Source organism: Gelidibacter sp. (genome assembly GCF_035515035.1).
In the GTDB taxonomy this organism is placed as follows: Bacteria; Bacteroidota; Bacteroidia; order Flavobacteriales; family Flavobacteriaceae; genus Gelidibacter.
In genome coordinates this window covers 33,483-59,308 of the sequence record NZ_DATJCA010000068.1, presented here as the reverse complement: position 1 = coordinate 59,308, position 25,826 = coordinate 33,483, and the positions used below count along the sequence as shown (strand labels likewise).

Annotated in this window: 22 protein-coding genes; 21 read left to right on the top strand and 1 reads right to left on the bottom strand. The window is 38.0% G+C overall.

Annotation, left to right across the window (positions count from 1 at the left end; all coding sequences use genetic code 11):
* Nucleotide 1: 1 nt before the first annotated feature.
* The 5 genes from VLZ86_RS05520 (at nucleotide 2) to VLZ86_RS05500 (ending at nucleotide 9,059) form a co-directional block, all read left to right on the top strand.
* Nucleotides 2-982 (top strand): alpha/beta hydrolase, encoded by a 981-nt coding sequence (locus VLZ86_RS05520; RefSeq protein WP_325449555.1) that lies wholly within the window; start codon nucleotides 2-4, stop codon nucleotides 980-982.
* Nucleotides 983-1,057: 75 nt separating this feature from the next.
* The gene (locus VLZ86_RS05515; protein ID WP_325449553.1) at nucleotides 1,058-3,451 is read left to right on the top strand and encodes a TIM-barrel domain-containing protein; all 2,394 of its coding nucleotides are present in this window, start codon (nucleotides 1,058-1,060) and stop codon (nucleotides 3,449-3,451) included.
* Between the two features lie 5 nt (nucleotides 3,452-3,456).
* Nucleotides 3,457-4,878, top strand: a complete 1,422-nt coding sequence (locus VLZ86_RS05510; protein ID WP_325449551.1) for an alpha-amylase family glycosyl hydrolase — start codon at nucleotides 3,457-3,459, stop codon at nucleotides 4,876-4,878.
* Nucleotides 4,879-4,880: 2 nt separating this feature from the next.
* On the top strand, nucleotides 4,881-6,542 hold the full coding sequence (locus VLZ86_RS05505; protein ID WP_414652541.1) for an alpha-amylase family glycosyl hydrolase: 1,662 nt from the start codon (nucleotides 4,881-4,883) through the stop codon (nucleotides 6,540-6,542).
* Nucleotides 6,543-6,686: 144 nt separating this feature from the next.
* A complete protein-coding gene (locus tag VLZ86_RS05500; protein WP_325449546.1) occupies nucleotides 6,687-9,059 on the top strand; it encodes a GAF domain-containing protein in 2,373 nt (790 codons plus the stop codon).
* Here VLZ86_RS05500 and VLZ86_RS05495 read toward each other — a convergent pair.
* On the bottom strand, nucleotides 9,056-10,333 hold the full coding sequence (locus VLZ86_RS05495; RefSeq protein ID WP_325449544.1) for a Pycsar system effector family protein: 1,278 nt from the start codon (nucleotides 10,331-10,333) through the stop codon (nucleotides 9,056-9,058). The two genes, VLZ86_RS05500 and VLZ86_RS05495, sit on opposite strands and share 4 nt — an antisense overlap.
* A gap of 148 nt (nucleotides 10,334-10,481) precedes the next feature.
* Here VLZ86_RS05495 and msrB point away from each other — a divergent pair, with 148 nt between their 5' ends.
* The 16 genes from msrB to VLZ86_RS05415 all read left to right on the top strand — a co-directional run bounded on the left by msrB (nucleotide 10,482) and on the right by VLZ86_RS05415 (nucleotide 25,820).
* Nucleotides 10,482-10,940, top strand: a complete 459-nt coding sequence (msrB, locus tag VLZ86_RS05490) for a peptide-methionine (R)-S-oxide reductase MsrB (RefSeq protein WP_325449542.1) — start codon at nucleotides 10,482-10,484, stop codon at nucleotides 10,938-10,940.
* A gap of 18 nt (nucleotides 10,941-10,958) precedes the next feature.
* Nucleotides 10,959-11,543, top strand: coding sequence for a peptide-methionine (S)-S-oxide reductase MsrA (gene msrA / locus VLZ86_RS05485; protein ID WP_325449540.1), 585 nt, complete (start codon nucleotides 10,959-10,961; stop codon nucleotides 11,541-11,543).
* A gap of 24 nt (nucleotides 11,544-11,567) precedes the next feature.
* Nucleotides 11,568-11,837 (top strand): GNAT family N-acetyltransferase, encoded by a 270-nt coding sequence (locus VLZ86_RS05480; protein WP_325449538.1) that lies wholly within the window; start codon nucleotides 11,568-11,570, stop codon nucleotides 11,835-11,837.
* Between the two features lie 98 nt (nucleotides 11,838-11,935).
* Nucleotides 11,936-13,498, top strand: a complete 1,563-nt coding sequence (locus tag VLZ86_RS05475; protein WP_325449536.1) for a protein adenylyltransferase SelO — start codon at nucleotides 11,936-11,938, stop codon at nucleotides 13,496-13,498.
* A gap of 59 nt (nucleotides 13,499-13,557) precedes the next feature.
* Entirely contained in the window at nucleotides 13,558-14,052 is a 495-nt protein-coding gene (msrA, locus tag VLZ86_RS05470; protein ID WP_325449534.1) for a peptide-methionine (S)-S-oxide reductase MsrA, read from the top strand.
* A gap of 116 nt (nucleotides 14,053-14,168) precedes the next feature.
* Entirely contained in the window at nucleotides 14,169-14,450 is a 282-nt protein-coding gene (locus tag VLZ86_RS05465) for a DUF427 domain-containing protein (RefSeq protein WP_325449532.1), read from the top strand.
* Nucleotides 14,451-14,456: 6 nt separating this feature from the next.
* Nucleotides 14,457-14,975, top strand: coding sequence for a peptide-methionine (S)-S-oxide reductase (locus VLZ86_RS05460; protein ID WP_325449530.1), 519 nt, complete (start codon nucleotides 14,457-14,459; stop codon nucleotides 14,973-14,975).
* A gap of 12 nt (nucleotides 14,976-14,987) precedes the next feature.
* The gene (locus VLZ86_RS05455; RefSeq protein WP_325449528.1) at nucleotides 14,988-16,208 is read left to right on the top strand and encodes an alpha/beta fold hydrolase; all 1,221 of its coding nucleotides are present in this window, start codon (nucleotides 14,988-14,990) and stop codon (nucleotides 16,206-16,208) included.
* A 210-nt stretch (nucleotides 16,209-16,418) separates the two neighbouring features.
* A complete protein-coding gene (locus VLZ86_RS05450; protein ID WP_325449526.1) occupies nucleotides 16,419-20,120 on the top strand; it encodes a metallophosphoesterase in 3,702 nt (1,233 codons plus the stop codon).
* 39 nt (nucleotides 20,121-20,159) lie between these two features.
* Nucleotides 20,160-21,476, top strand: coding sequence for a DUF2254 domain-containing protein (locus tag VLZ86_RS05445; protein WP_325449524.1), 1,317 nt, complete (start codon nucleotides 20,160-20,162; stop codon nucleotides 21,474-21,476).
* 65 nt (nucleotides 21,477-21,541) lie between these two features.
* The gene (locus VLZ86_RS05440) at nucleotides 21,542-22,405 is read left to right on the top strand and encodes an acyl-CoA thioesterase II (RefSeq protein ID WP_325449522.1); all 864 of its coding nucleotides are present in this window, start codon (nucleotides 21,542-21,544) and stop codon (nucleotides 22,403-22,405) included.
* Between the two features lie 14 nt (nucleotides 22,406-22,419).
* The gene (locus VLZ86_RS05435) at nucleotides 22,420-23,208 is read left to right on the top strand and encodes a glycerophosphodiester phosphodiesterase (protein WP_325449519.1); all 789 of its coding nucleotides are present in this window, start codon (nucleotides 22,420-22,422) and stop codon (nucleotides 23,206-23,208) included.
* Nucleotides 23,205-24,428 carry an NAD(P)/FAD-dependent oxidoreductase gene (locus tag VLZ86_RS05430; protein WP_325449517.1) on the top strand — a complete coding sequence of 408 codons (1,224 nt, stop codon included), beginning with the start codon at nucleotides 23,205-23,207 and terminating at the stop codon, nucleotides 24,426-24,428. The genes VLZ86_RS05435 and VLZ86_RS05430 overlap by 4 nt, the downstream gene beginning before the upstream one ends.
* A 336-nt stretch (nucleotides 24,429-24,764) precedes the next feature.
* Nucleotides 24,765-25,010 carry a hypothetical protein gene (locus VLZ86_RS05425; protein ID WP_325449515.1) on the top strand — a complete coding sequence of 82 codons (246 nt, stop codon included), beginning with the start codon at nucleotides 24,765-24,767 and terminating at the stop codon, nucleotides 25,008-25,010.
* Nucleotides 25,000-25,272, top strand: coding sequence for a hypothetical protein (locus VLZ86_RS05420; protein WP_325449513.1), 273 nt, complete (start codon nucleotides 25,000-25,002; stop codon nucleotides 25,270-25,272). The genes VLZ86_RS05425 and VLZ86_RS05420 overlap by 11 nt, the downstream gene beginning before the upstream one ends.
* A 2-nt stretch (nucleotides 25,273-25,274) precedes the next feature.
* Nucleotides 25,275-25,820 carry a DUF1697 domain-containing protein gene (locus tag VLZ86_RS05415; RefSeq protein WP_325449511.1) on the top strand — a complete coding sequence of 182 codons (546 nt, stop codon included), beginning with the start codon at nucleotides 25,275-25,277 and terminating at the stop codon, nucleotides 25,818-25,820.
* Nucleotides 25,821-25,826 lie beyond the last annotated feature (6 nt).

The following is a 25,826-nucleotide window of genomic DNA, read 5'->3' as shown; positions in this document are numbered from 1 at the left end:
CATGAAAAAAATAGTATATATCCTCCTTCTTTTAGCAATCTCACTTTCTTGTGAAACTAAGAAAGAAAAGAAAATCAATATCAAACCTGCGGACATTTCCAAGGTTCAGACAGAAACCATTGAAGGCGATTTTGGCGGAGGCACCTTATTACGGATTGATGATTTTCCATCCAATTATATTCCGCCAAGAAAAGTTGATATCTGGCTCCCAGAAGGTTATTCCAACAGTAAAAAGTATGCCGTATTGTATATGCACGATGGGCAAATGCTGTTTGATAGCACCATTACTTGGAATAAACAGGAATGGAAAGTAGATGAAATTTCAAGTCAATTGATGAAGGACAGCATCACCAAAGATTTTATTGTTGTCGCCCCATTCAATATCAATGATTTACGTCACAGTGAGTATTTTCCACAAAAACCATTTGAATCCTTACCTACATCAGTGCGGGATTCTCTTTTTGAACAAGCCAAGCTGGATAATTTTAAGTTTGATGCGGTTACGTCAGATAACTATTTGGGCTTTATCGTTAATGAGTTAAAACCTTATGTGGATGCCAATTATTCGGTGTTGACAGATAGGGACAATACCTATGTGGCAGGGTCGAGCATGGGCGGGTTGATTTCTATGTACGCCATTTGCGAATATCCAGAAGTTTTTGGAGCCGCTGCATGTTTATCAACACACTGGCCTGGAACTAACCCAAATGATGGCGACTTATTGGCCGATACGTTTTTTGAGTATATGAAAACCCATGTGCCTTCTCCAAAAACCCACCGATTTTATTTTGATTACGGTACAAAAACCTTGGATAAATTCTATCCAAAATACGCGCAAAGAGTCAACGCCATCTTTAAGGAGAAGGGATATGACCACTCAAATTTTAAAAACCTGAAATTTGAAGGCGCAGAACATACAGAAATCTCATGGCAAAAACGATTGGATATTCCATTGACGTTTTTGTTGAAGAAGTCAGAATGATGCAGTAGTAGACCTCTCAGGTTTTTAAAACCTGTCAGGTTTGAGCAAAACTTGAATTTTGAAAGAGAATTACAAATGAAAAATCACCTATTAATAATATTCCTATTCTCATCACTCTTGGGTTTCTCCCAAAACCCAAACCGAATTTTCAAAAGTGCTGAATTTCAAGATGGAGAATTCGTTAAAGTCGAGGTAAGTGATGGCGTATATCAAATAAGAATTCTTTCTTCAGAAATTATTGAAACCAGTTTTGTTCCTGATGGGGAAGATTTAAACGGGAAATCACATGCAGTAATAAATGATTTCAAACACAACAATTGTGAAACAACAACTTTCACAGATAATGGGTCAAATTATAGATTAAAAACTTGTGGATTGGAAGTTGAAATAAAAAAACAACCCTTTCAAATTTCATATCGTTATCATGGCAAGCCCATCATCTCAGAAAAAATGGGTTACGTCAAAAACGACAGTTTGGAGACCATCCAGTTCAACCTCACAAAAGACGAAATTCTCTATGGTGGCGGTGCAAGAGCTTTGGGCATGAACCGTCGCGGTCACCGATTGCAACTCTACAACCGTGCGCATTATGGTTACGAAACCCATTCGGAGTTGATGAACTACACCATGCCTATCATGATGTCATCAAATCAATATATGATCCATTTTGATAATGCACCTATCGGATTTTTAGATTTGGACAGTAAAAAAGATAACACCCTAACTTATGAAACCATTTCCGGTAGAAAAACCTATCAAGTCATTGTGGGTGATTCTTGGACCGATTTGATCGATAATTACACTGATTTAACTGGGAAACAACCTTTGCCACCGCGTTGGGCCTTGGGGAATTTTTCAAGCCGATTTGGTTACCATTCCCAAAAAGAAGTGGTTGCCACAGTTCAGAAATTTAGAGATGAACAAATTCCGTTGGATGCGGTAATCATCGATATTTTTTGGTTTGGAAAGGACATCCAAGGCCATATGGGAAATCTGGAGTTTTTAAAAGACTCCTTCCCAAATCCAACCCAAATGATCAAGGATTTAAAGTCTGATAATATCAATACCATTTTGGTGACAGAACCTTTTATTTTGACCACTTCCAAGCGTTGGCAAGAAGTCGTTGACAAAGAGGTCATGGCAAAAGATTCTGTTGGAAATCCCTATATCTTCGATTTCTATTTTGGAAATACCGGATTGATTGATATCTATAATCCAAAAGGGAAAGCTTGGTTTTGGGATATTTACAAAAATCTTGCGGATATGGGCGTAACCGGAGTTTGGGGCGATTTGGGCGAACCTGAAGTCCATCCCGAAAAGTTACTCCATGCCACAGGAACAGCAGATGAAGTCCACAATATTTACGGCCATGATTGGGCAGGATTGATTGCAGAAGGTTATAAAGCTGATTTTCCCAACGAACGTCCGTTTATTTTAATGCGTGCTGGATTTTCGGGATCTCAGCGATTTGGCATGATTCCGTGGTCTGGCGACGTGAACAGAACTTGGGGCGGATTACAAAGTCAACCCGAAATTGCGCTGCAAATGGGCATGCAAGGATTGGGCTACATGCACTCTGATCTGGGCGGATTTGCGGGCGACAATCAAGATGCGGAACTTTATACACGTTGGTTACAGTATGGCGTGTTCCAGCCTATTTACCGTCCGCATGCTCAGGAAGAAGTGCCTGCAGAGCCTGTTTTTTGGGATTCTAAAACCATGGCTTTGGCTAAGAAATCCATCATATTGCGTTACAAACTGTTGCCTTATAATTATAATCTAAGCTTTGAAAATCACAAGAAAGGGACGCCACTAATGCGACCGTTATTTTTTGAAGACGATTCTGAAGCGCTAAAAACTGAGGCATCGGAATACTTTTGGGGCGATGATTTTTTAATCGCGCCCATTCTCAATTCTCAAGTTACTGAAAAAGAGATTTATTTCCCTAAAAACGGCAATTGGTTTGATTTTTATACGACTGAAATGTTTGAAGGCGGAAAAAGTGTCACCGTCAAAGTTGCCGAAGATCATATTCCAACGTTTGTACGTGGTGGTGCTATTATTCCTATGGCAAAACCGATGCAGAGTACCAAGAATTATGATGGGAACACTTTTGAATTGCATTACTATTATGATCCCACAGTTTTAGAAAGTCAAGGCCAACTATATAATGATGATGGATTGACGGCCGATGCCTATGAGAAAGGACAGTATGAACTGATGGCCTTTTCATCAAAATTGAGCGCGAAAGAAATTGAAATTGAAATAAAAGCTGAGCTTGGCTCGGATTTTCAAACACAAACAAAATCCATTGAGCTTGTCCTTCACAACATAAGCCTGAAACCTAAATCGGTTAAGATCAGTCGCAAAAAATTGGATTTCACTTATAACGAAGACCAAAAAACAATTACTATTCCGTTAGAATGGAATACATCAAAAGAATTAAAACTAAACATCAAATTAAATTAATTACCATGAAAAATATCATTTTGGCAGTCTTCAGTTTTATGCTGATTGTTGCTTGCAAAGAGGAAAAGAAAGTTGAAGCTTTCATTGAAGAAACAAATCAGGAAGAATTTCAACCCATTTCCGACGCTGTTCTGGAAACCGCAGTTATTTATGAAGCCAACATTCGTCAATATTCACCTTCGGGACATTTTGATGAATTCACCAAAGACATTCCGCAGTTAAAAGAATTGGGTGTTAAAGTGATTTGGTTGATGCCAATTTTTCCAATTAGTGAAACCAAACGTAAGGCTACCGGTGGAGAGGATAGTAAATTTGCCTCCGATTTTCCAGAAGCGGAACAATCCAAATACCTTGGAAGCTACTATGCCGTATCCGATTTCACAAAAATAAATCCGGAGTTTGGAACCCTTGAAGATTTTAGAAATCTGGTCAAAACTGCGCACGACAATGGTATTTACGTTATTTTGGATTGGGTACCAAATCATACGGGATGGGATCATGAATGGATCAAAAGTAATCCAGATTATTATACAAAGGATAAAGATGGCAACATTACACATCCGGTAGATACGGATTGGACGGATGTAGCCGATTTAAATTATGACAATAAAGACATGCGCAAAGAAATGATTGCCGACATGCAATATTGGTTGAAGGAAGAAGGTATTGACGGATTTAGATGTGATGTGGCAGGATCTGTTCCAACAGATTTTTGGCAAGAGGCGATTCCGCAACTCAGAGAAACAAAAGACATCTTTATGTTGGCTGAAGCATGGGAACCTGAATTGGCAAAAGACGATTTATTTGATGCGGTTTATGGATGGGACACCCATCACGCCATGAATGCTATAGCTAAAGGCGAAAAGGGTTTAGAAGCTTGGAAGGACCGCTGGGCGGAAATTGAGTCCATTTACGAAAAAGATGATATCATTATGAACTTTGTGACCAACCACGACGAGAATTCATGGAATGGCACCATCAATGAGCGAATGAGGGACGCTGCACCGTTAATGACCGCATTCAGTTACGTGATTCCGGGAATGCCGTTGATCTATTCAGGCATGGAGTATGATTTGGACCACCGATTGAAGTTTTTTGAAAAAGATTCCATTCCTAAAACGAAAGCAAAAATGTGGCCTTTGCTTGAAAAACTTGGGACGCTGAAAAATACAAATCCGGCATTGAACGGAGGAAAAGACCCGGCAACCTACAAGAATTTGGAAACTACTAATGAGAAGGTATTAGCGTTTCAGCGCAGCAAAAACAATATCACCGTCACTTTTGTGGGTAATTTTTCTAATAAAGAACAGTCGTTTTCTGCACCTCTAAAAGGAAGTTTTACCGATTATATGAGCAATGAACCTATTGAGATGAATGACAATATCCTTGTTTTAAAGCCATGGGAATATCGAATCTTAACAAATTAATTATGAGGAATTTTTTTTGGTGTTTTCTTTGTAGTTTCGTTTTATTAAGCTGCAAGGAAGAGAATAAATTGATGACAATGAAAGAGAAAAAAGAAGTGCCTTTTGTATGGGAAGCTGCCAACCTGTATTTTTTACTGACGGATCGTTTTAATAATGGCGATACCTCAAATGATGTGAATTTTAATCGGACAAAAGAAACCGGTAAATTAAGAGGTTTTGAAGGCGGCGATTTAAAAGGGATCACCCAAAAAATAGAGGATGGCTATTTTTCCGACTTGGGTGTCAATGCTATTTGGATGTCGCCCATTGTGGAGCAAATCCATGGGGGTACCGATGAAGGTACGGGCATTACTTACGGATTTCATGGTTATTGGACTAAAGATTGGACCGCCATTGACCCCAATTTTGGAACCAAGGACGATTTAAAGGCTTTGGTTGCCGCAGCGCATAAAAGAGGAATTCGCATCTTATTGGATGCCGTAATTAATCACACAGGACCGGTCACTCCAGTGGATCCTGTTTGGCCCGACGAGTGGGTGCGTACGGACCCTACCTGCGATTATACATCTTATGATTCGACCATTTCATGTACGCTGGTTAAAAATCTTCCAGATATTAAAACAGAAAGTGATGAGGCCGTTGATTTGCCGCCACAACTTGTTGAAAAATGGAAATCAGAAGGACGTTATGAACAGGAAGTTGCCGAGTTGGATGCTTTTTTTGAACGTACCGGATACCCCCGAGCACCACGTTTCTATATCATAAAATGGCTAACGGATTATATTACCGAGTTTGGTATTGATGGGTATCGCGTAGATACGGTAAAGCACGTTGAGGAAACTGTTTGGTCAGAATTTAGGACGGAATGTGATTTTGCATTTAACGAATGGAAAACTAACAACCCAGAAGCAGTGTTGGATGATAACGAATTTTACTTAGTGGGAGAGGTTTATGGTTATGGTATTTCATCAGGAACAGCTTATGATCTTGGTGGTACTTCCATTAATTATTTTGAGAAGGCATTTAACAGTCTAATTAATTTTGAATTTAAATATGATGCGGCACAACTCAATTACGAAGGTCTGTTCACTAAATACACCAATAAACTTAATGGGCCTTTGAAAGATTTTGGCGTTTTAAATTATTTATCGTCACATGACGATGGAGAGCCTTTTGATCCTAAACGAGAAAAACCGTTTGAAACCGCTACAAAGTTATTATTAGCTCCTGGAACTTCACAAACCTATTATGGTGATGAATCGGCAAGATCTTTGGTTATAGAAGGAACTGTCGGTGATGCCACCTTAAGATCTTTTATGAATTGGGATCAGATGGCATCTGACGAAAATACCCGATCGATTTTAAACCATTGGCAGAAACTGGGGAAATTCAGAAAATACCATCCTGCAGTAGGCGCTGGTGTGCATCAAATGATAACTGAAAGTCCATATGTGTTTTACAGAAGTTATAAGAAAGATGATTATGATGATTTGGTCATTATAGGCTTGGACCTTCCGATAGGTTCTAAAATATTAAATGTTGGCAGATTATTTGAGGAAGGTACCTCACTGTATGACGCCTATTCTGATCAAGATGTAATAGTTGAAAATGGAGTCGTTCAGATGGATTCCGAATTTGATATCGTGCTTTTAGAACTGAAATAAAAGCAATTGTGCTGAGAGTTGAGTTATGCATTTTTAGTGGATTGACCATATCCGAACAAAGAATCGTGGGTTTCATTTGAAGCTGCACGATTCTTTTTTTACTGCATCTTCAAAAATGCGTAAATTTGAGAAGATATAAAAGTTATGAAAGATATCAATGACCAATTGGATTCGCCATTAACGCTCAAAATAAGCTTTGACAAGCTTTTGGAGCGTTATGAAGCGCTTGCCCAAAGTGATGATCCTTTTCTGGTCAAAAAAGCGGAACGGGTTTTAAATGCTGGAAATTCAATTCCTGAACTCAGAGATGGATTTAGCGATCCTAAATTGCTTGATACTTATCAAAAAGAAATTCAAATTATCCTGGAGGATTCGTTTAGTGAGGTGCTCACTAAAAACGAAATTAAGACGGCATCAATGCCTTTGCACGATCTAAATTTCAATGCTTCATCCCGATTCAAATCCATCGTTGAAAATGCTGGTCCGGATTTTCGTCTGAGAATTTCCAATATGCCCACAGATGATCATTATAGGGTGGCCTGTACCATCATTTTATACTTTTATTATGGCTATCAGATGAGCTTTAAAAGGTCTTTGTTTTACGAAATTCCGGATGCCAAGGGCATTTTACGAACTTATAAGATCTTGTCTAACGCTGATTTTGCTGAGGTTGTCAAAACAGAAAAAGCTCCCCAAATTACAGAAGAGGACTACCGTTTATTGTTGAGTAATTTTGAGGATATCGATTTATGGCGAGAGAAATTCCCTCCCCATAGCTATATTTATAAAGGGTTTACCATCAATAATATCTTTGATGTGACGGATGATCGGTCCATTTCTGACATCAAATCTTCGCTATTGATTGCTGGAAAACGAACCAACATTAACTTCATTGAAGATTTCAGGGTGACGTTTGAGTCTTTATTCAATATTAAGGACATTAAGGCTGGATTTGTAATCTATAATAAGGAAAGCCAGACTTTTGAACGGGTTGAAGGCAAGTTCGTGGAGAGCTATCTTCTTCCCGACGTTGCGATTGTCCCATGTCAAAGCGCACTTTGCGGCGATTCATACAAGTCGCTTATTACGAAAAAAGATTATTTTTCCATCTTAGATGTCGAGGAATGTTATCATCAATCGCACGAAGCATTTTATAAAAACTTACATGATCAAGGGATAAAGAGTGCTATTTTTGCGCCTATCGCGAGTGAAGGAGAGTTGTTGGGGGTTTTGGAGATTGTTTCCCATAAAGTGGGTGAGCTCAACAGCGTTAATGCTAATTTGTTGAGAGACGTCATGCCTTTCATTGTATCTTCATTATTGCGCTCAAAGGAAGAGGAAAAGCATTTGATTGAAGCCATTATCCAACAAGAATGTACCTCCATTCACCCGAGTGTGTCTTGGCGGTTTGAAGATGCTGCCCGCGCTTTTCTGGATAAGAACAGAACCGAAGGTAAATCCGTTGCTTTTGAAGAAATAACTTTTGAAGACGTCTATCCCCTCTTTGGACAAATTGACGTTATAGGCTCATCGGCAAAAAGAAATGAAGCCACTCGACAAGACTTGTCCTTACAATTAAGCTTGTCCAAACAAATTATTGAAGCGCAATTAAAAACAGATAGTTTACCTATTTATGAGCAACTGTTACATCAATTAGAGGGCTTTTTAAATACATTGAACTATCATTTTATTGTGGATAGTGAGCAAGAAATTAGTAGTTTTTTTGAAAATGAAATCCATCCTTTGTTCGAGTTTTTTGAGCAAAACAATGAATACCTCCGTACAAAAATAGAGAGTTACTTTGAGAAAATAGACAAGCGTTTAAATCTCATTTATTACTATCGAAAAAACTATGATAAAACCATCACTATGATCAATAAAAATATGACACATATTCTTGATCATAAACAGGTGGAAGCCCAAAAGATGTATCCACATTATTTTGAACGCTATAAAACAGATGGTGTGGAGCACAATATGTATATCGGGGAATCTATTACAAGGGAGCACGGCTTTCATAAGATTTATCTTTATAATTTAAGACTTTGGCAGCTGCAAGTCATGTGCGAAATGGAGAATGAGTTTTATAGAAATAAACAAGACTATCCGTCATCTGTTGATGTAGCGTCCATGATTCTGGTATTCAATAAACCCTTGACCATTCAATTTAGGATGGATGAAAAACAATTTGACGTTTATGGCACCTACAATGCAAGTTATGAAGTGGTTAAAAAGCGAGTTGATAAAGCGCTGATTAAAGGCACAGATGAACGTGTGACAGTAAATGGAAAGTTGACCATCATTTATTCACAAAAGGAGGATGAGGAAGCTTACCTGAAATACATTAAATTCTTACAATTTAAAAAAATATTTGACACCCCTATCGAATTATTGGAATTGGAAGATCTTCAGGGCATCGCTGGGTTAAAGGCCATACGTGTACCCATATTGTATAATCATCGTAAGGGAGAACACTATTATACCTATGATGATTTGATGAAGGAAATCCAATCCTAGAAATAATAATTTTCTGAGGCTTTTTGCTGAGGTGCAATATTGTTTAAAGCTTGTTCTTCTGATTTCAGCACTTCATCCAAATTTGCAGTTGGTGAAAATTTGAAAGATACGGCAAAAGCAATTACAGAAATAATCATACCCACCATAAAGACGGTATAGGTGACTCTTAAAATGCGATATTTTCGATCCAATACCTTTCCTAAAAAGTAAAGATCTTTTGTCAAAGAACTATAGACGTAATTTTTATCTTTTAAGAGCTCAGTAATTGCCCATTCAAAATCTTCAAGTTTCATTTTGTGGAAATTTCCAAAGAAGGTAAGGTTCACTTGTTGGTTCTGGACATCTTCCTTGGTGAACTCGCCGCTGGTGATATTAGGCCGTGTCGCGATGATAGATAGAATCATAGACGTAATGCTGGAGAGCATTAGGATAATAGTAGGGACAATTAAAAACTGATTGGCTGGATTGTCAAATTTTGAGAACAAAGTGGAGAGCATTAACGAGATGATAATGGCATTGACTGACAATAGGATGTTCGCTTTTGTGTCGGCAATATCACTTAATTTGATGTGATTCCGCAACGCAGTTCTATAAAACGATTGTATGGCGCGCTCTGGACTGGCATCTTTGGCATTAGCTTTAAACTGCGCCTTCATTTGTTCTTTCTTCTTTGTCTTATTTTCTTTTCTTTTGGATTTGATAAGTTCAGCTAGATTAATCTCCTTTTGTTGCTGCCAATTTCTTAAGGCATAATCAGTATAGAATTGATGTTTTTGAGACAGTACTTCAATGTTTTCTGTCAACCATTCTGACGTTGTAAAGGTTTTTACATCTTGTAATTCTAGCTCTTTTCGTAAAAACTCACTTGCTTCGTTAAAATAGTCCTTACCAAAATGGGACGCATCAGCATCTCTGATTATTTTTTCGAGATCAGTTTTTGGAGTGTCCTTAAATTTAGTTGCCATGATACATTCATTGACGGCGTCAATAATATGCTTTTCAACGTGTTGTTCCTCTAAAAACTTGGTGGCTATTTTAACACTTTCTTCTTCATGATCTTCTCTTGTTTTGATGTATCCTGTATCGTGAAGTAAAGCAGAAAGTTGGAGAATTTTGGATTCATCAGCGGTGATCTCAGAATTTGCAATAATCTCATTTACGCTTCGCAACACACGTTTTGTATGTGTGAAATTATGATAAAGAAAAGTATTAGGTAGGTTCTCCTTAAAAAGTTTGAATACAAAATCTTCAGTTTTTACGATGATATTGGCCATAAATTCGGTGTAAAAAATTTCTCCTAACAAAGTACTAAAAAATAAGTGAAGAAATTGGATGCATTGCCGACTATTTGTAATGCAAAACGTTAAAACCCGACCAAATGCATATAATATTTTTTAACTTTAAGAAAAATACTTAAACGATATGCTTACATGGAAGAATGTGATGGAATTTGCCGTAAATGGAAATCCAGAACCAGAAAAGAGAGTTGAAAAATCAGAGGCTGAATGGCGTGAATTACTAACCCCCGAGCAATTTAGGGTAACTAGAAAAAAAGGAACTGAAGCTCCAGGATCAGGAACTCATTGCAATGTTTATGATGAAGGTCAATACAACTGTTTGTGTTGTAATACGCCTTTGTTCGACTCCACTATAAAATTTAAATCCAGTTCAGGATGGCCAAGTTTTACGCAGCCTATTAAGGAGAATGCCATAAAATATGAAAAAGACACTTCGTTTGGAATGATTAGGGTAGAAGTGATGTGTAATGTGTGTGATGCTCATTTGGGACATGTGTTTCCTGATGGACCAGAACCAAGTGGATTGCGTTATTGCGTCAATTCTGAATCTTTGGTAATGGAAACTTCTAATAAGGAAGTGTAAGGACTTATAAGAAAGGTTATGTCAGATAAAAAATTAGAATTAATGACAGTTGGTGGTGGTTGCTTTTGGTGTATTGAAGCAATTTTTAATGAAGTTAATGGGGTTCAAGAAGTAGTGTCAGGCTACATGGGAGGCACGGTTCCTGGAACGCCTACCTATAGAGAAGTATGTTCTGGATGGACTGGCCATGCCGAAGTTGTTCAGGTAAATTTCAATCCTTCAGTAATCAGTTATGAAGATTTGTTGATCATTTTTATGACCAGCCATGATCCTACCACATTGAACGGCCAAGGGGCAGATGTCGGAACCCAATACCGATCTGTAATTTTTTATCATAATGATAAACAAAAGCAGATTGCCGAATTGGTGGCCAATGAAATTGCACCCTTTTATGAGAAACCTATCATGACGGAAATTAGTCCATTGGAAACTTTTCATAAAGCAGAAGATGTTCACCAAAATTATTACGCCAACAACCAAACCGTAGGCTATTGTAGTGCGGTCATAACTCCTAAACTAATCAGGTTACGTAAAATGCATGCAGATAAAATCATCCAACCAGCAAGGTTTTCCTCCTTTGGCGAACAGGTAAAAACCTTGTAATTTCAATTGTTAAACATCAGAAACATGAAAGTTATACACGATAAAGACAAGCATCAATTCACCATGGAAGTTGATGGTGAGAATGCAAAGGTAGATTATGCATTAAAAGACGGAAAAATGTATTTGAATTATAGTGAAGTGCCATTTAATATCCGTGGTCAAGGCATTGGCAAAGTGCTTGTAGAAAAGACTTTTGAGAAGTTGACAGATGAAGGCTATGAAGCCGTTGCGGTTTGTGGCTATGTAAAATCCGTCGCCAGAAATAGTGAAAAATGGAATACCATAATCGGTTAATTGTTAGTATTCCAAAAATCTCACATTTTGAAATATAAGTAGACCTGTCAGTCCCGATGGCTATCGGGGCGGACAGGTCTTAACAAAAAATAGAATTAATGAAACTCAACATCAAAGATAAATTCACTACACAATTACCGGCAGATCCAAATTTGGAGAACACAAGACGACAGGTGACTGAAGCGTGTTTTTCTTATGTAACTCCAAAACAGACCTCTAATCCGCAATTGTTGCATGTGTCACCAGAGATGCTTGTTAAATTAGGCCTTACACAGGCTGATGCCAAATCTGAAGAGTTTTTAAAGGTGATGACCGGAAATAAGGTTTTGGAAAACACCACACCTTACGCCATGAGTTATGGCGGGCATCAATTTGGGAATTGGGCTGGTCAGTTGGGAGACGGGCGGGCCATTAATTTGTTTGAGGTCGAACATGAAGATAAAAGTTGGGTGGTACAATTAAAAGGTGCTGGAGAAACCCCATATTCCCGTTCTGGCGATGGATTGGCAGTCTTGCGTTCCTCAATTAGAGAGTATTTATGCAGTGAGGCCATGCATCATTTAGGTGTGCCCACCACAAGAGCTTTGTCATTGGCCTTGACTGGAGATAAGGTTTTGCGAGATGTCATGTACGACGGCCATCCCGATTTTGAAAAAGGCGCGATCGTCAGCCGGGTCTCGCCAAGTTTTCTGCGATTTGGAAGCTATGAAATCTTTGCGGCAAGACAGGATTACAAGAATTTAAAAATCTTGGTTGATTTCACTATAAACCAGCATTTTCCCCATTTAGGAAAACCATCCAAAACAACCTATCTCCAATTTTTTGCTGAAGTTACGCAACGCACCTTGGAAATGATCATTCATTGGCAACGCGTTGGCTTTGTGCATGGGGTTTTGAATACCGATAATATGTCCATCCTGGGGCTGACCATTGATTATGGACCTTATGGATGGCTCGAAGGGTTTGATTTTGGTTGGACACCCAATACTACAGACAGACAGCATAAACGCTATCGATACGGCAATCAGCCCAATATGGGATTGTGGAACTTATACCAGCTCGCCAATACACTTTTTCCGTTGATTGAGGATGCGAAAGCTATCGAAGCTATTTTAGAACAATATACCATCGACTTTGAATCGCAATCCTTAAAGATGATGCGTTCAAAATTAGGATTACAATCTGAGGTTAAGTCAGATCAATTATTGTTTCAAGATTTAGAAGATCTATTGCAATTGACAGAAACTGATATGACAATTTTCTTTCGGAATTTGAGTGATTTTGAAAAAGACGAACCTTCAAAAGGGATTATAATAATCGACGAGGCATTTTATAATCCCACAGAGCTATCAGACACAATAAGAGAACAATGGAATGCTTGGTTTATTCGCTATGCGGATAGACTGCTGACAGAATCAATTTCAGATTCACAAAGAAAAGTTCACATGGACGCTGTTAATCCCAAATATGTACTTCGAAATTATATGTCACAATTGGCCATTGACAAAGCAGATGAAGGAGATTACACACTCATTGATGAATTATTTCAACTGTTGAAACGGCCTTATGAAGATCAGCCTGACCATCAAAAATGGTTTGCAAAGCGTCCAGAATGGGCACGGCACAAAGTAGGTTCTTCCATGTTGTCGTGTAGTTCATAACACAATACAGTATAATGAGAGTAACCATAAAAATTAATAATTAATTCAACATACAAACAATGAGCACTAATAAAAAAGCATATATAGCCGGTGGCTGTTTCTGGGGAATGGAAGACTTGTTTAGAGTCCGCCCAGGAGTTGTGGACACAGAAGTTGGATATATTGGAGGCGACAACGAGCATCCAACTTACAGAAACCATCCTGGTCACGCAGAGGGTATTGAAATCACTTATGACCCCAATGTCACCTCATTTAAGCATATTCTGGATTATTTTTTTAGGATTCATAATCCTACCACCGTTGACCGACAAGGAAATGATATTGGTTCAAGTTATCGCTCTGCCATATTTTTTCAGAATGAAGAAGAAAAAACGGAAGCAGAAGAAGTTATTGACATTGTGAACCGTTCTCATATATGGGATGGTAAAGTAGTAACCACCTTAGAACCTTATTCAAAGTTTTGGCCCGCAGAACCTGAGCATCAAGATTATCTGTTGAGAAAGCCCGACGGCTATACTTGCCATTACGAAAGATTTGATCAACCCTTTCTATAAACTCAACGTTGAAAATTTTTCATGTTTCAAACAATCAAGGATACTCTTAGTCAACATGGTCTCAAGCCATTGCACCCCTTACGGTGGTTGAAGTAAAAATATAAAAAGAAATAGCTATGAAAGCTCGATGGAACAACAAAATTATTGCAGAAAGTGACGCCACTGTAGTAGTCGAAAATAACCATTATTTTCCGCATGACAGTATTAAGAAGGAATTTTTCAAGCCGAGCGAAACCCACAGCCATTGTCCTTGGAAGGGCGAAGCTTCCTATTATACTATCGAGGTTGATGGCAAACGGAATAAAGATGCTGCTTGGTATTATCCTGAAGTATCAGAAAAAGCTAAACCTATCAAAAACCACGTTGCGTTTTGGAAAGGCGTTGAGGTCAAAAAGTAGGATTTAATGCGAGGAGAAAGTTCTAAAATAGCCTTAGGTGGAGGATGTCATTGGTGCACTGAAGCAGTTTTTCAGTCGCTTGTTGGTGTTTTGAAAGTAGAACAAGGTTATGTGGCTTCCACGAAACCAAATAGTGACCTTTCCGAAGCCGTTATTGTCCATTTTAATAGTAGATGCATCACGCTTCAAACCTTAATTGAAATACATTTGTCAACGCACAGCAGTAGCTCCAACCATTCCATGCGCAAAAAATACCGATCGGCTATTTATACATTTGATCACGCACAACAGGAGACTGTGGAATCTTTAATGGTGGAGTTTCAAAGCCATTTCAATGATGTATTGATTACAAAAGTGTTGCCATTTAAATATTTTGAATCCTCGGAAGAAAACTTTAAAAACTATTATTTTAAAAATCCTGAAAAACCTTTTTGTGAGACCTTTATCAATCCAAAATTGAGATTGCTATTACAACAATTCTCAAGATTTGTAGATCCTAGCAAAATGGTTCAAGTAAAAAATTAAACTAATTCTATTATGCAAAGTACAAAACTCAATATACAAAATGCCAAAGGGCTTCAATTGCAAGCTTATTTGGAACTTCCTCCGAATCAAAAACCTAATAACTTTGCCATTTTTGCGCATTGCTTTACCTGCAGTAGTAGTTTAAAACCAGTTATAAATATTAGTAGGGCGCTTACCGCTCATGGTTTTGGTGTGGTTCGTTTTGATTTTACTGGATTGGGCCAAAGTGAAGGCGAATTTGCGGACAGTCATTTTTCAGCTAATGTGGAAGACCTATTAGCAGTCAATGAGTATCTAAATGAGCATTATGAAGCGCCTTCTTTACTTGTTGGTCATTCTCTTGGCGGTGCGGCTGTAATTGTAGCAGCGTCACAACTTGATAACGTAAAAGCTGTGGCTACAATTGGTGCGCCAGCAACCACAGAACATGTAAAAAAACACTTTTCACACCAGTTTGATGAGATTGCCCAAAAAGGAGATGTGAAGGTGAATATTGGCGGTCGACCTTTTAAAATAAATCAAAAATTTGTGGATGATTTTGATAAAACAGACCTTCCACAAATCACAAAAAAACTGCGAAAGCCTCTTCTGATCATGCACGCACCGTTTGACAAGGTTGTGGGCATTGATAATGCACAAAAACTTTTCATTAATGCATTCCACCCTAAGAGTTTTATTAGCTTAAATGATGCCGATCATTTATTGTTAAATGAAAAAGATAGTAATTATGTAGGTAATTTGATTGGAGCTTGGGTACAAGGTTATTTCGATACCAGTAACCATACTATTTTGGATACAAAAGGTGAGCAGTTGGTAGGGCATTTGAATCTTTTGGAAAATAATTTCACAACCACTATACAAACTGAAAATCACAGCTTTATTGCTGATGAACCTAAGAGTTTCGGAGGCGATGATTATGGACCTTCCCCTTACGATTATTTAAGTGCGGGACTTGCCGCATGTACCGTTATGACTTTAAAACTTTATGCACAAAGAAAGAAATGGGACCTTCAAGAAGTGTTTGTTTACATCACTTATTCTAAAAAACATAGTGAAGATTTGATGCAAGGCTTGGATAAGCCGGCCCGTTTTGATCATCTTTTGAAAAAACTTAAATTTGTGGGTAACCTGGATGATGCACAGCAAGAACGATTAAAGGAAATTGCCTCAAGATGTCCAGTTCACAGAACCTTATTAAGCGAAATTGTTATAGAAACTGAAATTATTCGTTAAAATAAGAAGACATGCAATTTTGAAAGGTCATGTAAATAAATTAATTTGTTGCTAATAAAATTGAAATGTTTCTTGTTAAAAATTATTTCCTTCTATAAAAATTCTTGAAATAAGTGAATATAAATGCCTCCAAATTACGTAGCACTTATTTCTTTTTACCTATTAAACCGCAATCGGAAAAGACATTTAAAAAAAAATAAGTTTAAATTAATGAACACGTTTAAAAAACTTCCCTTAATTCTTTTAACTGTCTTATTTGTTAATGCCTGTGCCTCCTATAAACCACAATATTTAGATCCAAACGACCAACAAAATATATTTCCAGAGAAGGAAGTGGACAAGGTTTTTTATTTGGTTGGTGACGCGGGTTTGTCTCCCATGAATGGGATGTCACAAGGTTTGACTGCATTTAAAGATTTTATTTCCGATAAGGAGACTCAGGACGATTACACCTTATTTTTAGGAGATAATATTTATCCTGCTGGGCTTCCTCATATAGAACATAAATACAGAGGTGCCGCCGAAAACATGTTGAATGCCCAAGTGAAAGCGGTAGAGCCTTTTAAGGGCCAGAGCATCTTTATTCCCGGTAATCACGAATGGTATTCAGGCGGGGTCACCGGCGTGCGCTTGCAAGAACAGTACATCAAGGAGGCTCTTGATGAAAATAGCTTTTTTCCTGAAAACGGATGTCCTCTCAAAACGATTGATGTAAGCGAAACCATTCATCTGATCATCATCGATACCCAATGGTATCTCGAAAACTGGGACCATCATCCCACCATAAATGACGATTGTGTCATTAAAACTCGAGAACGTCTCATGTTGGAATTAGAGAGTGAGATAAAAAATGCGCAAGGTAAAACCATTGTCTTTGCGATGCACCATCCCATGTACACCAACAGCACCCATGGCGGTCAGTTTGCTTTAGAAAAACATTTATTTCCCATTCAGAAAAAAATCCCAATGCCTGGATTGGCATCCTTAGTGGCGCAAATAAGAGCTCAAGGTGGTGTTTCCATTCAGGATCGGTATAATGAACTTTATAATGACTTGATGATTCGTTTGGAAAATTTGGCAACTGAAAATGGAAATATTGTATTTGTCTCTGGCCATGAGCATACACTGCAGTACATTGACAACGGAAACATCAAACAAATTGTATCCGGTGCTGGTTCAAAAACTGGGCAGGTCAATTTAAAGGAACACGGCGTGTTTGCTTATGGTCTTCAAGGTTTTGCTGTGCTAACCGTGTTTAAGGATGGCAGCTCTTGGGTACAATATTTTGGTGCCGAAAACAACAAACCTCATTTATTGTTTCAAAAGGAAGTGTATCCGCCTAAAAAAACCTTTGATACATCAATCTTACCGGAATCTTTTCCGAATGAGGTTGAAGTTCCCATTTATTCTAATGACGAAACAGATCCATCGCCATTATACACATTACTTTTAGGAGAAGACTATCGGGAGGTTTACAGTACGCCTATAAAAGTGCCTGTAGCAACTTTAGACACCCTTTACGGAGGGCTTAAAGTCCTGCGGTCCGGAGGTGGGCACCAAGCCAAATCTTTACGACTCCAAACGGAAGATGGAAGAGAATTGAACATGAGGGCATTGCGTAAAAGCAGTACGCAATATTTAGAAAAGATACTTTCCAAAAACTCTTATATCCCTGATACTTATGAGCAAACAGAAATTGAAAGTCTCATTTTAGATTTTTATACTTCTGCGCATCCGTATGCGTTTATGGCAATTCCGGATTTATCTGATGCTGCCAAAATATACCATACCAATCCAAAAATATTTTACATTCCAAAGCATCATTATCTGGGTGAATTCAACACGGAATACGGGGGTCAGTTATATATGATAGAAGAGCGACCTGAGGAAACCTATACCGACGAACGTAATTTTGGATTTGCTGATGATATAGAAAGTACCTACGATATTCTTGAAAAAGTGAGGGAAGATGAAAAATATAAAATTGATGAAAATGCGTATGTCAGGGCCCGATTATTTGATATGCTTGTAGGTGATTGGGACCGGCATCAAGATCAGTGGCGGTGGGCGCGATTTAACCAGGAAAACGGAGATAGGGTCTATAAACCCATTCCAAGGCATCGGGATCAAGTGTTTTCAAATTTTGACGGGGTTTTGTTGGATCTCGTAAAAATTATTTCGGGATCTTCACGCCAACTCCAGGTATATGATGAAACTCTGGACGATATAAAATGGATGAATAGCGCAGGTGTAAAACTTGATCGGGCGCTCTTACAACAATCTGGAAGGGAGACGTGGTTAAAACAAGCCCAGTTTCTTCAAGAAAACATTACAGATAATGTCGTAGAGGAAGCTTTTCAAAATATTCCTGTTGAAGTACAAGACAGTATCATTGATGACATCAAAATAAAGTTAAAAGGGCGAAGAGGGAATTTAGAGGATATTGCGACGCGATATTATGACTACTTAAATGAATTGGTTGTATTGACCGGAACAGATAAGGACGACCACTTTGAAATTACCAGACTTGATAATGGCTTAACGCAAGTGAAAATTTCAAGACTCCATAATGGTGCTATCCATGAACCATTTCTTGATCGCACCTATGATAGTAATGAAACCAAGGAACTTTGGATTTATGGATTGAATGGCGACGATCATTTTGAAGTCAATGGGAAAGGCAAACAGTTAATTTTTACGCGGATCGTGGGTGGCCAAGGTCACGATGTTTACGATATTAAAAACGGTAAAAGAATTAAGATTTATGACCATAAATCGAAAGAGAATACCATTGTAGAAAAAGGTGGGGCGACCGTTAAATTTACAGATGTCTATAATTTGAACGTCTATAATTTCGAAAAAACCCGAACAAAAACATTCTCAATGACACCAGGCTTGAGTGTCAATCCTGACGTTGGTGTTTTGTTGGGCGCTTCGGCAGTCTATACGGTTAACGGATTTCAGCGCAATCCATATTCGCAACAACACGCTATTGATGCGCAATATGCTTTCGGTACCAATGGATTTAGATTAGATTATGAAGGGGAATTTGCGAATTTCTTCTTAGACTGGAATTTGAACGTTGGAGGTGCATTTACAACCCCAACTTACACGACCAATTTTTTTGGTTATGGCAATGAAACGGTATATGATGCCGATAATTATGACTTTAACCGTGTTAAACAAAGTCTCTATAGTGGTCAGATTGGTATAGTCAAGCGTTCAGCATTTGGTAGTGATTATGGTTTCAGAGCCATTTTTGAAGGCATTCAATTAGACGATTCTCCCGATCGGTTTATAACTACTTTACAGCCCGCAACTAATGAAGAGTATTATGAAAGGCATTATTTTGGGGCATTGGAGGCTGAGTATGACTACTTTGCGGCCGACAACCGAATCAATCCCAGTAAAGGCATGGTTTTTAATTTAAATATGGGTGCCAAAACCAATCTGCAGGATATTGATGAGGTGTATGGGTATCTCAATTCCAATATTGGTTTCTATAACGCCCTGACCAAAGATAACACCTTGGTGCTCAAGACGGATGTACGCGCCCAGTTCCGATTTGGAAATAACTTTCTTTTCTATCAGGCAGCAAATATTGGCGGCGAATCGGGACTGAGAGGTTACAGGGCAGAACGGTTTACAGGAAAAAACGCCCTGGTAACAAGTGCAGATGTGCGTTATAGTTTTCCGTCCATAAGAACACGATTATTACCTTTGCAAATCACCATCTTTGCCGGGGGAGATCTAGGAAGGGTTTGGATGAAAGGTGATTACTCCAGTAAATGGCATAACGATTATGGAGGAGGCCTGAGAATTACAGCGGCTAAATCGTTATCAGGAACAATCAATTTATTTACTGGCGAAGATGGATCGCGATTTTCCTTTGGTCTCGGTTTTAATTTTTAAAAAGTCCTATTACCAAACGGGCAATCATTAAATTAAATTATGAAAAAGCATCTTTACAATCTTCTGGAATATATTGTCAAGTTGGAGAGCAATATTGCGTTCTATCCATCCTTAATCAGTTTGGTGGGTTTGTTGTTTGCTTTTTTTATGTATTATCTTGAAAGTTGGGGCGTTTCGGAATATTTGATTGAAAACGCACCGCTATTAGTGATTAACAATATTGATACGGCAAGAGATCTTTTGACCACTTTTATCGGCGGTTTGATCTCTATTATGGTTTTCAGCTTTTCTTTGGTCATGATCTTGCTCAATCAGGCGTCTAGTAATTTTTCGCCACGTCTACTTCCAGGGCTGATATCGAACCGAAGACATCAGATTATTTTAGGGATTTACAATTCCACATTGTTATACTGCATCTTCACTTTGGTTTCTATAACACCGCATGGTGATAAATACCAACTTCCTGGATTTTCAGTGTTGTTGGCCATTGTCTTCATGACCGTTTGTTTGGCTGCTTTTATATACTTTATCCATTCCATATCGCAACAAATACAGGTGGGGACTATTATGGATAAGATTTTCGATAAGGCAAATCAACGATTGAGTGCACTTATCGAGAATGAGAAAGCTACCGAAATCAGGTTTCCGGATACTTCCGATTGGAATGCAGTGGTATGTGCAAAATCTGGATATTTTCAAGATGTGAGCTTAAATTCCTTAGCTGAATTTGCAAAAGAAAAAGAAGTAAAAATTGAAATTATTCAAATTAAGGGCACCTATGTTTTTAAAGGCCAGCCGCTTCTTAATTATTCTGGAGCCCAATTGGATGACGATGCCATTACCAATGTGTTGGAATGTTTTCATTTTTCAAAGAATGAGCTTGTAGAGGAAAATTATGTCTTGGCGTTTAAGCAAATCACAGAAATAGCCTTGAAAGCCATGTCGCCTGGTATTAATGATCCAGGGACAGCTATTAATGCCATTGATTATATGACGGAATTGTTTTCACTTCGGATGAAAAAAAGGGATAGCAGCTATTTGTTTGATGACGATGATAATGCCTATGTAAGTATTAAAACGGTGACTTTTGAAACACTGATGTACAGCGTTATGGCGGCAATGCGTACGTATTGTAAGCACGATATTATTGTAGTTCAAAAACTATTCATGATGTTAGAGTATTTGTTGCAACAAGCTCTTGATTCTGATCAAGATTACAAAAAAACCATTCTAAAGGAAATCAGAAATTTGTATCAAGATGCCCTTGAAAATCAAAAAAATGACGCCGATTTATCCATCATAGAAAATTTAATGTCCAAGCTTAAATCTTTAAATAATTCAGATTTTACGATTTAAGAGAGTTCTAGTTTCCTTTTTAGGTTCATTTGGGTACCTTTGAAAAAGCTTAAAAAATACATCATATGACTAATGTTCAAGAGCTAATTGAACTCATTGCTTTAAAAGAAATCACGCCAACGCAATTTGAAGGTGTTAGTAGTTTTGTAGGAAGTCCTAATGTGTTTGGGGGTCAAGTTTTGGCTCAAGCTATCAATGCGGCCACGAGAACTATTACCAATAAGCGTGTGCTCCACTCCATGCATTCTTACTTTTTGGAAGCAGGAAATTTGGAGGTACCCATCGTTTATAATGTTAGTATCATCAGAGATGGCGGAAGTTTTTCTGTAAGACGTGTTACGGCGGAACAAAACGGTTTGACCATTTTTATCCTTTCTGCCTCTTTTCAAATTATAGAAGACGGTTACAATCATCAAGTTGAAATTAATAAGTCGATAAAACAGCCGGAAGAGTTAATGAGTTGGACAGAAATTTTGGATCAATTTGGAGAAGTTATTCCTAAAAAAACAAAAGGATTTTTGGAAGCCGATCGACCTATCGAATTTAAGCCGGTGGAGCTTGTAAATCCTTTTGATAAAAAAGATTTGCCAGCATTCACCAATACTTGGTTCAAACTAAAAGGCGATGCATCTCATCTTGATTTGGCTACAAAACAGCAAATTCTAACCTATGCTTCAGATTATAATATTTTGGCTACGGTCATGAACCGTCATGCTAGTAAAGCGCATTGGGGAAACACGCAAACCGCTAGTTTAGACCATTCTATGTGGTATTTTAGGGATTTTGATTTTGATGATTGGTTGCTATATGCCATCGAGTCGCCCAATGCCTCAGGTGCCAGAGGACTTGCCAAAGGAAATATCTTTACCAGAGATGGGAAGCTCATCGCATCTGTAGCACAAGAGGGATTATTGAGACCGAAAGGATAAAACCTTAATGCCGAATGTCAAATTCCAATGAGGAAATAGAGGGCCAAGAAATAAGCTTGCCCGTCCGTAGCTTTTGCGGAGGCGGGAAACAACTGAAAAAAGAAACATTACCAATTGTGAATCAACCCTTAAAAATCGGCCATAGAGGTGCCAAAGGACATATTGCTGAAAACACGTTAGAGTCCATTCAAAAGGCAATGGATTTTGGTGTTGACGGTATCGAGATCGACGTGCATTTATGTCAAACCGGAGAATTGGTAGTTTATCATGACTTTACTTTGGAAAGATTGACGGATGGCACTGGCGAAATTGCCATGAAATCTCTTGACGAGCTCAAATCATTAAAAATTAATGGCCAATTTGAAATTCCGACCTTATTGGAAGTTTTAGACCTCATCGATAAAAAATGCATACTGAATATTGAGCTTAAAGGAAATGGAACAGCATTCGAAACCTGTAAAAGCATCCAATTATATACCGAAACAAAGGGTTGGAAATTTGATGATTTTATCGTGTCCAGCTTTAACTATGATGCATTGAAAAGCGTTTATAGTATCAACATGAATATCCCTTTAGCCGTTTTGACTGAATCCGATCTTGATTCAGCTGCTGATTTCGCCAGAACTATTAAGGCTACGGCCATCCATCCCCATTATATGTTGTTGGATCATAATAATGTAAAACAATTTCAAAAATCAGGATATAAAGTCAATACTTGGACCGTTAATACTGTTGAAAGCATTGCGCTTATGAAAACTTTCGGGGTTGATGGAATCATTTCAGATTATCCTGATAAATTATGAACGTAAAAGATATCATTATCATTGGAGGTGGCGCTGCTGGTTTCTTCGCGGCCATCAATATTGCAGAGCGTCACCCTAATTTAAAAGTTGCTATACTCGAGCGCGGGAAAGAAGGGCTCCAAAAAGTAAAAGTTTCCGGTGGAGGTCGCTGCAACGTGACGCATGCGGAATTTGTCCCTTCAGAATTGGTGTTGAATTATCCGAGAGGTGAAAAAGAATTGTTGGGCCCTTTTCATCAATTCATGACGGGAGATACTATAGAATGGTTCGAAAAACGGGGCGTCATGCTTAAAATTGAAGACGATGGCCGGATGTTTCCTATCACAGATTCTTCACAAACCATCATCGATTGTTTCTTAAACGAAGCCAAAAAACATAAGGTTGAGGTACTATACAATGAAAGTGTCAAACAGATAGCGCTTAGGGATGATACCAACGATGTTGATCATCATTTTAAAGTAGAAACACAGTCGGGATTATTCTACTGCAATAAACTTGTTATTGCCACCGGCAGCAATCCTAAAATATGGAAATTATTAGAAGGTTTGGGCCATAGTATTTCACCCGCTGTACCATCGCTGTTTACTTTTAATATTAAAGATGATCGGATTAAAGATATTCCGGGCGTAGTGGCGCAAAATGTAGAAGTAAAAGTTGTTGGCTCCGAATTATTTTCTGAAGGGCCATTGCTCATTACCCATGTAGGTATGAGTGCACCTGCCATTTTGAAACTTTCAGCTTATGGTGCCATTGAACTTGCCAAACGAGACTATAAATTTGAAATTGAAATAAACTTCATTAAACAGTCCTTTGACGATTGTTTGGAAAATTTAAAAAACCTAAAACAAGAGCTCGCCAAGAAAACCGTATTTAAATCGGCACAGTTTGATTTGCCAAAACGCCTTTGGCACAAATTGATTCAAGCTTCAGGAATGGATCAGGAAACCCGTTGGGCAGATTTGAACAGGCATCAGTTGGAAAATTTATCTTCCCAACTGACGCAAGCCGTGTTTCAAGTGGATGGAAAAAGTACTTTTAAAGAGGAATTTGTAACTGCCGGAGGCGTTGAGCTTAAAGAAGTGAACTTTAAAACCTTTGAAAGCAAATTACATAAGAATCTTTATTTTGCCGGTGAAGTCATCAATGTGGACGCAGTAACGGGAGGCTTCAATTTTCAGAATGCATGGACCGGCGCTTACCTTGTTTCTAAAGCGATTTGAAATAGAAGCTTAGAAGAATATTCGGTTTTATTATCTAGTTAAAGACTAAAACTCTTCAATTTCTTAGTAGTTACTTTATCCTAGATAAATGTTTTAACTACGTCCCGATGGCTATCTGGAACATGAATAACATTGTGTTTTCTGGTAAACTTTACCGTCTATTTCACATAGCAGTCTTTCAGTTTGTTAGGTTTTATTTCAAGAATGATAATTTAGAGTTCTGGAAAATTCTCACGTTCTGTTTTAGATTTCGTCAGAATTTAGAAGTGCCAGGTTTATAATCGTGATATATATTTGAACTTGATATTGATATTTTTTATATAAAATCTATATATCATGGGCAAGACAAAAAAACTGATCGAATTGGACAATAAGACCATTGAGATCTTAGAGAAACAGGCGAAACTTCAAAAACGCTCTTTAAAAAACTACATTGAATACACCTTAGAAGATACTGCCATACGCTATAGTGAGCCATCTGAAGAGTATAAAAAGATGATGGATGATATGATTCATAGGGATGACAAAGGAGAATTGAAAACATATAGTTGGGACGAAATTAAAGCGCAGTATGGGCGTTAAAATCGTGAGGTTTTCAGAAGAGGCCAGAATAGAACTTCATAAGGCTAAATGTTTCATGGAGTTTTTAGAGAAGGAAGACGCTTTTAGGAAAGATATAGATAAGCAATTAGACTTAGTGCTGCAATTTCCATATGCCTTTCAGGTACGGTATAGAGATATCAGGATAGTGTCATTCGATCAGTTTAATTACTCTATTCACTATATTCCAAAACCTGACGGTGTTTTGGTGTATCGATTTCTCAATAAAAATCAAGACTTTTAATCATGCCAAAACTCATCGCATTGTTAAAAGGCATCAACGTAGGCGGACATAAAAAAGTCGCCATGGCGGAGTTGCGCCAACTTTTGACCAAAGAGGGACTCAAGAACGTGCAGACCTACATTCAAAGTGGGAATGTCATTTTCGATTCGATAGATGATGTCAAGAAGATCGAAGATAGAATCCAAGAAGTCATTTATTCGCATTTCGGATTTGAAGTTTTGGTAATTGTAAAAACGCGAGATGAAATCCAAAGCGTTTTTTCTGCTTGTCCATTTTCAAATGAAAAAAAGGAAAAGAGCTATTTCATAATATTTGATAAGATCCCTTCAATTGAATTAATTAAGGAAGTATCCAAAATAGCCTATGAAAATGAAGAATTCGTCATAAAAGAGAAGTGTCTTTATTTTTACAGTCCATTGGGGTATGGCCAGGCAAAATTCAGTTTGAATGCTTTCGAACGAAAACTGAAAGTAAAAGGAACTGCGAGAAACTATAATACTATGGTTAAATTGATAGCAATGTCCGCGACCGAAGAAAAAGACCACTAGATTTCC

Bases quoted from the DNA above. Each gene is read 5' to 3' on its own strand.
- VLZ86_RS05520 (WP_325449555.1), top strand. From the start codon at position 2: ATGAAAAAAATAGTATATATCCTCCTTCTTTTAGCAATCTCACTTTCT.
- VLZ86_RS05515 (WP_325449553.1), top strand. From the start codon at position 1,058: ATGAAAAATCACCTATTAATAATATTCCTATTCTCATCACTCTTGGGT.
- VLZ86_RS05510 (WP_325449551.1), top strand. From the start codon at position 3,457: ATGAAAAATATCATTTTGGCAGTCTTCAGTTTTATGCTGATTGTTGCT.
- VLZ86_RS05505 (WP_414652541.1), top strand. From the start codon at position 4,881: ATGAGGAATTTTTTTTGGTGTTTTCTTTGTAGTTTCGTTTTATTAAGC.
- VLZ86_RS05500 (WP_325449546.1), top strand. From the start codon at position 6,687: ATGAAAGATATCAATGACCAATTGGATTCGCCATTAACGCTCAAAATA.
- VLZ86_RS05495 (WP_325449544.1), bottom strand. From the start codon at position 10,333: ATGGCCAATATCATCGTAAAAACTGAAGATTTTGTATTCAAACTTTTT.
- msrB (WP_325449542.1), top strand. From the start codon at position 10,482: ATGCTTACATGGAAGAATGTGATGGAATTTGCCGTAAATGGAAATCCA.
- msrA (WP_325449540.1), top strand. From the start codon at position 10,959: ATGTCAGATAAAAAATTAGAATTAATGACAGTTGGTGGTGGTTGCTTT.
- VLZ86_RS05480 (WP_325449538.1), top strand. From the start codon at position 11,568: ATGAAAGTTATACACGATAAAGACAAGCATCAATTCACCATGGAAGTT.
- VLZ86_RS05475 (WP_325449536.1), top strand. From the start codon at position 11,936: ATGAAACTCAACATCAAAGATAAATTCACTACACAATTACCGGCAGAT.
- msrA (WP_325449534.1), top strand. From the start codon at position 13,558: ATGAGCACTAATAAAAAAGCATATATAGCCGGTGGCTGTTTCTGGGGA.
- VLZ86_RS05465 (WP_325449532.1), top strand. From the start codon at position 14,169: ATGAAAGCTCGATGGAACAACAAAATTATTGCAGAAAGTGACGCCACT.
- VLZ86_RS05460 (WP_325449530.1), top strand. From the start codon at position 14,457: ATGCGAGGAGAAAGTTCTAAAATAGCCTTAGGTGGAGGATGTCATTGG.
- VLZ86_RS05455 (WP_325449528.1), top strand. From the start codon at position 14,988: ATGCAAAGTACAAAACTCAATATACAAAATGCCAAAGGGCTTCAATTG.
- VLZ86_RS05450 (WP_325449526.1), top strand. From the start codon at position 16,419: ATGAACACGTTTAAAAAACTTCCCTTAATTCTTTTAACTGTCTTATTT.
- VLZ86_RS05445 (WP_325449524.1), top strand. From the start codon at position 20,160: ATGAAAAAGCATCTTTACAATCTTCTGGAATATATTGTCAAGTTGGAG.
- VLZ86_RS05440 (WP_325449522.1), top strand. From the start codon at position 21,542: ATGACTAATGTTCAAGAGCTAATTGAACTCATTGCTTTAAAAGAAATC.
- VLZ86_RS05435 (WP_325449519.1), top strand. From the start codon at position 22,420: ATGTCAAATTCCAATGAGGAAATAGAGGGCCAAGAAATAAGCTTGCCC.
- VLZ86_RS05430 (WP_325449517.1), top strand. From the start codon at position 23,205: ATGAACGTAAAAGATATCATTATCATTGGAGGTGGCGCTGCTGGTTTC.
- VLZ86_RS05425 (WP_325449515.1), top strand. From the start codon at position 24,765: ATGGGCAAGACAAAAAAACTGATCGAATTGGACAATAAGACCATTGAG.
- VLZ86_RS05420 (WP_325449513.1), top strand. From the start codon at position 25,000: ATGGGCGTTAAAATCGTGAGGTTTTCAGAAGAGGCCAGAATAGAACTT.
- VLZ86_RS05415 (WP_325449511.1), top strand. From the start codon at position 25,275: ATGCCAAAACTCATCGCATTGTTAAAAGGCATCAACGTAGGCGGACAT.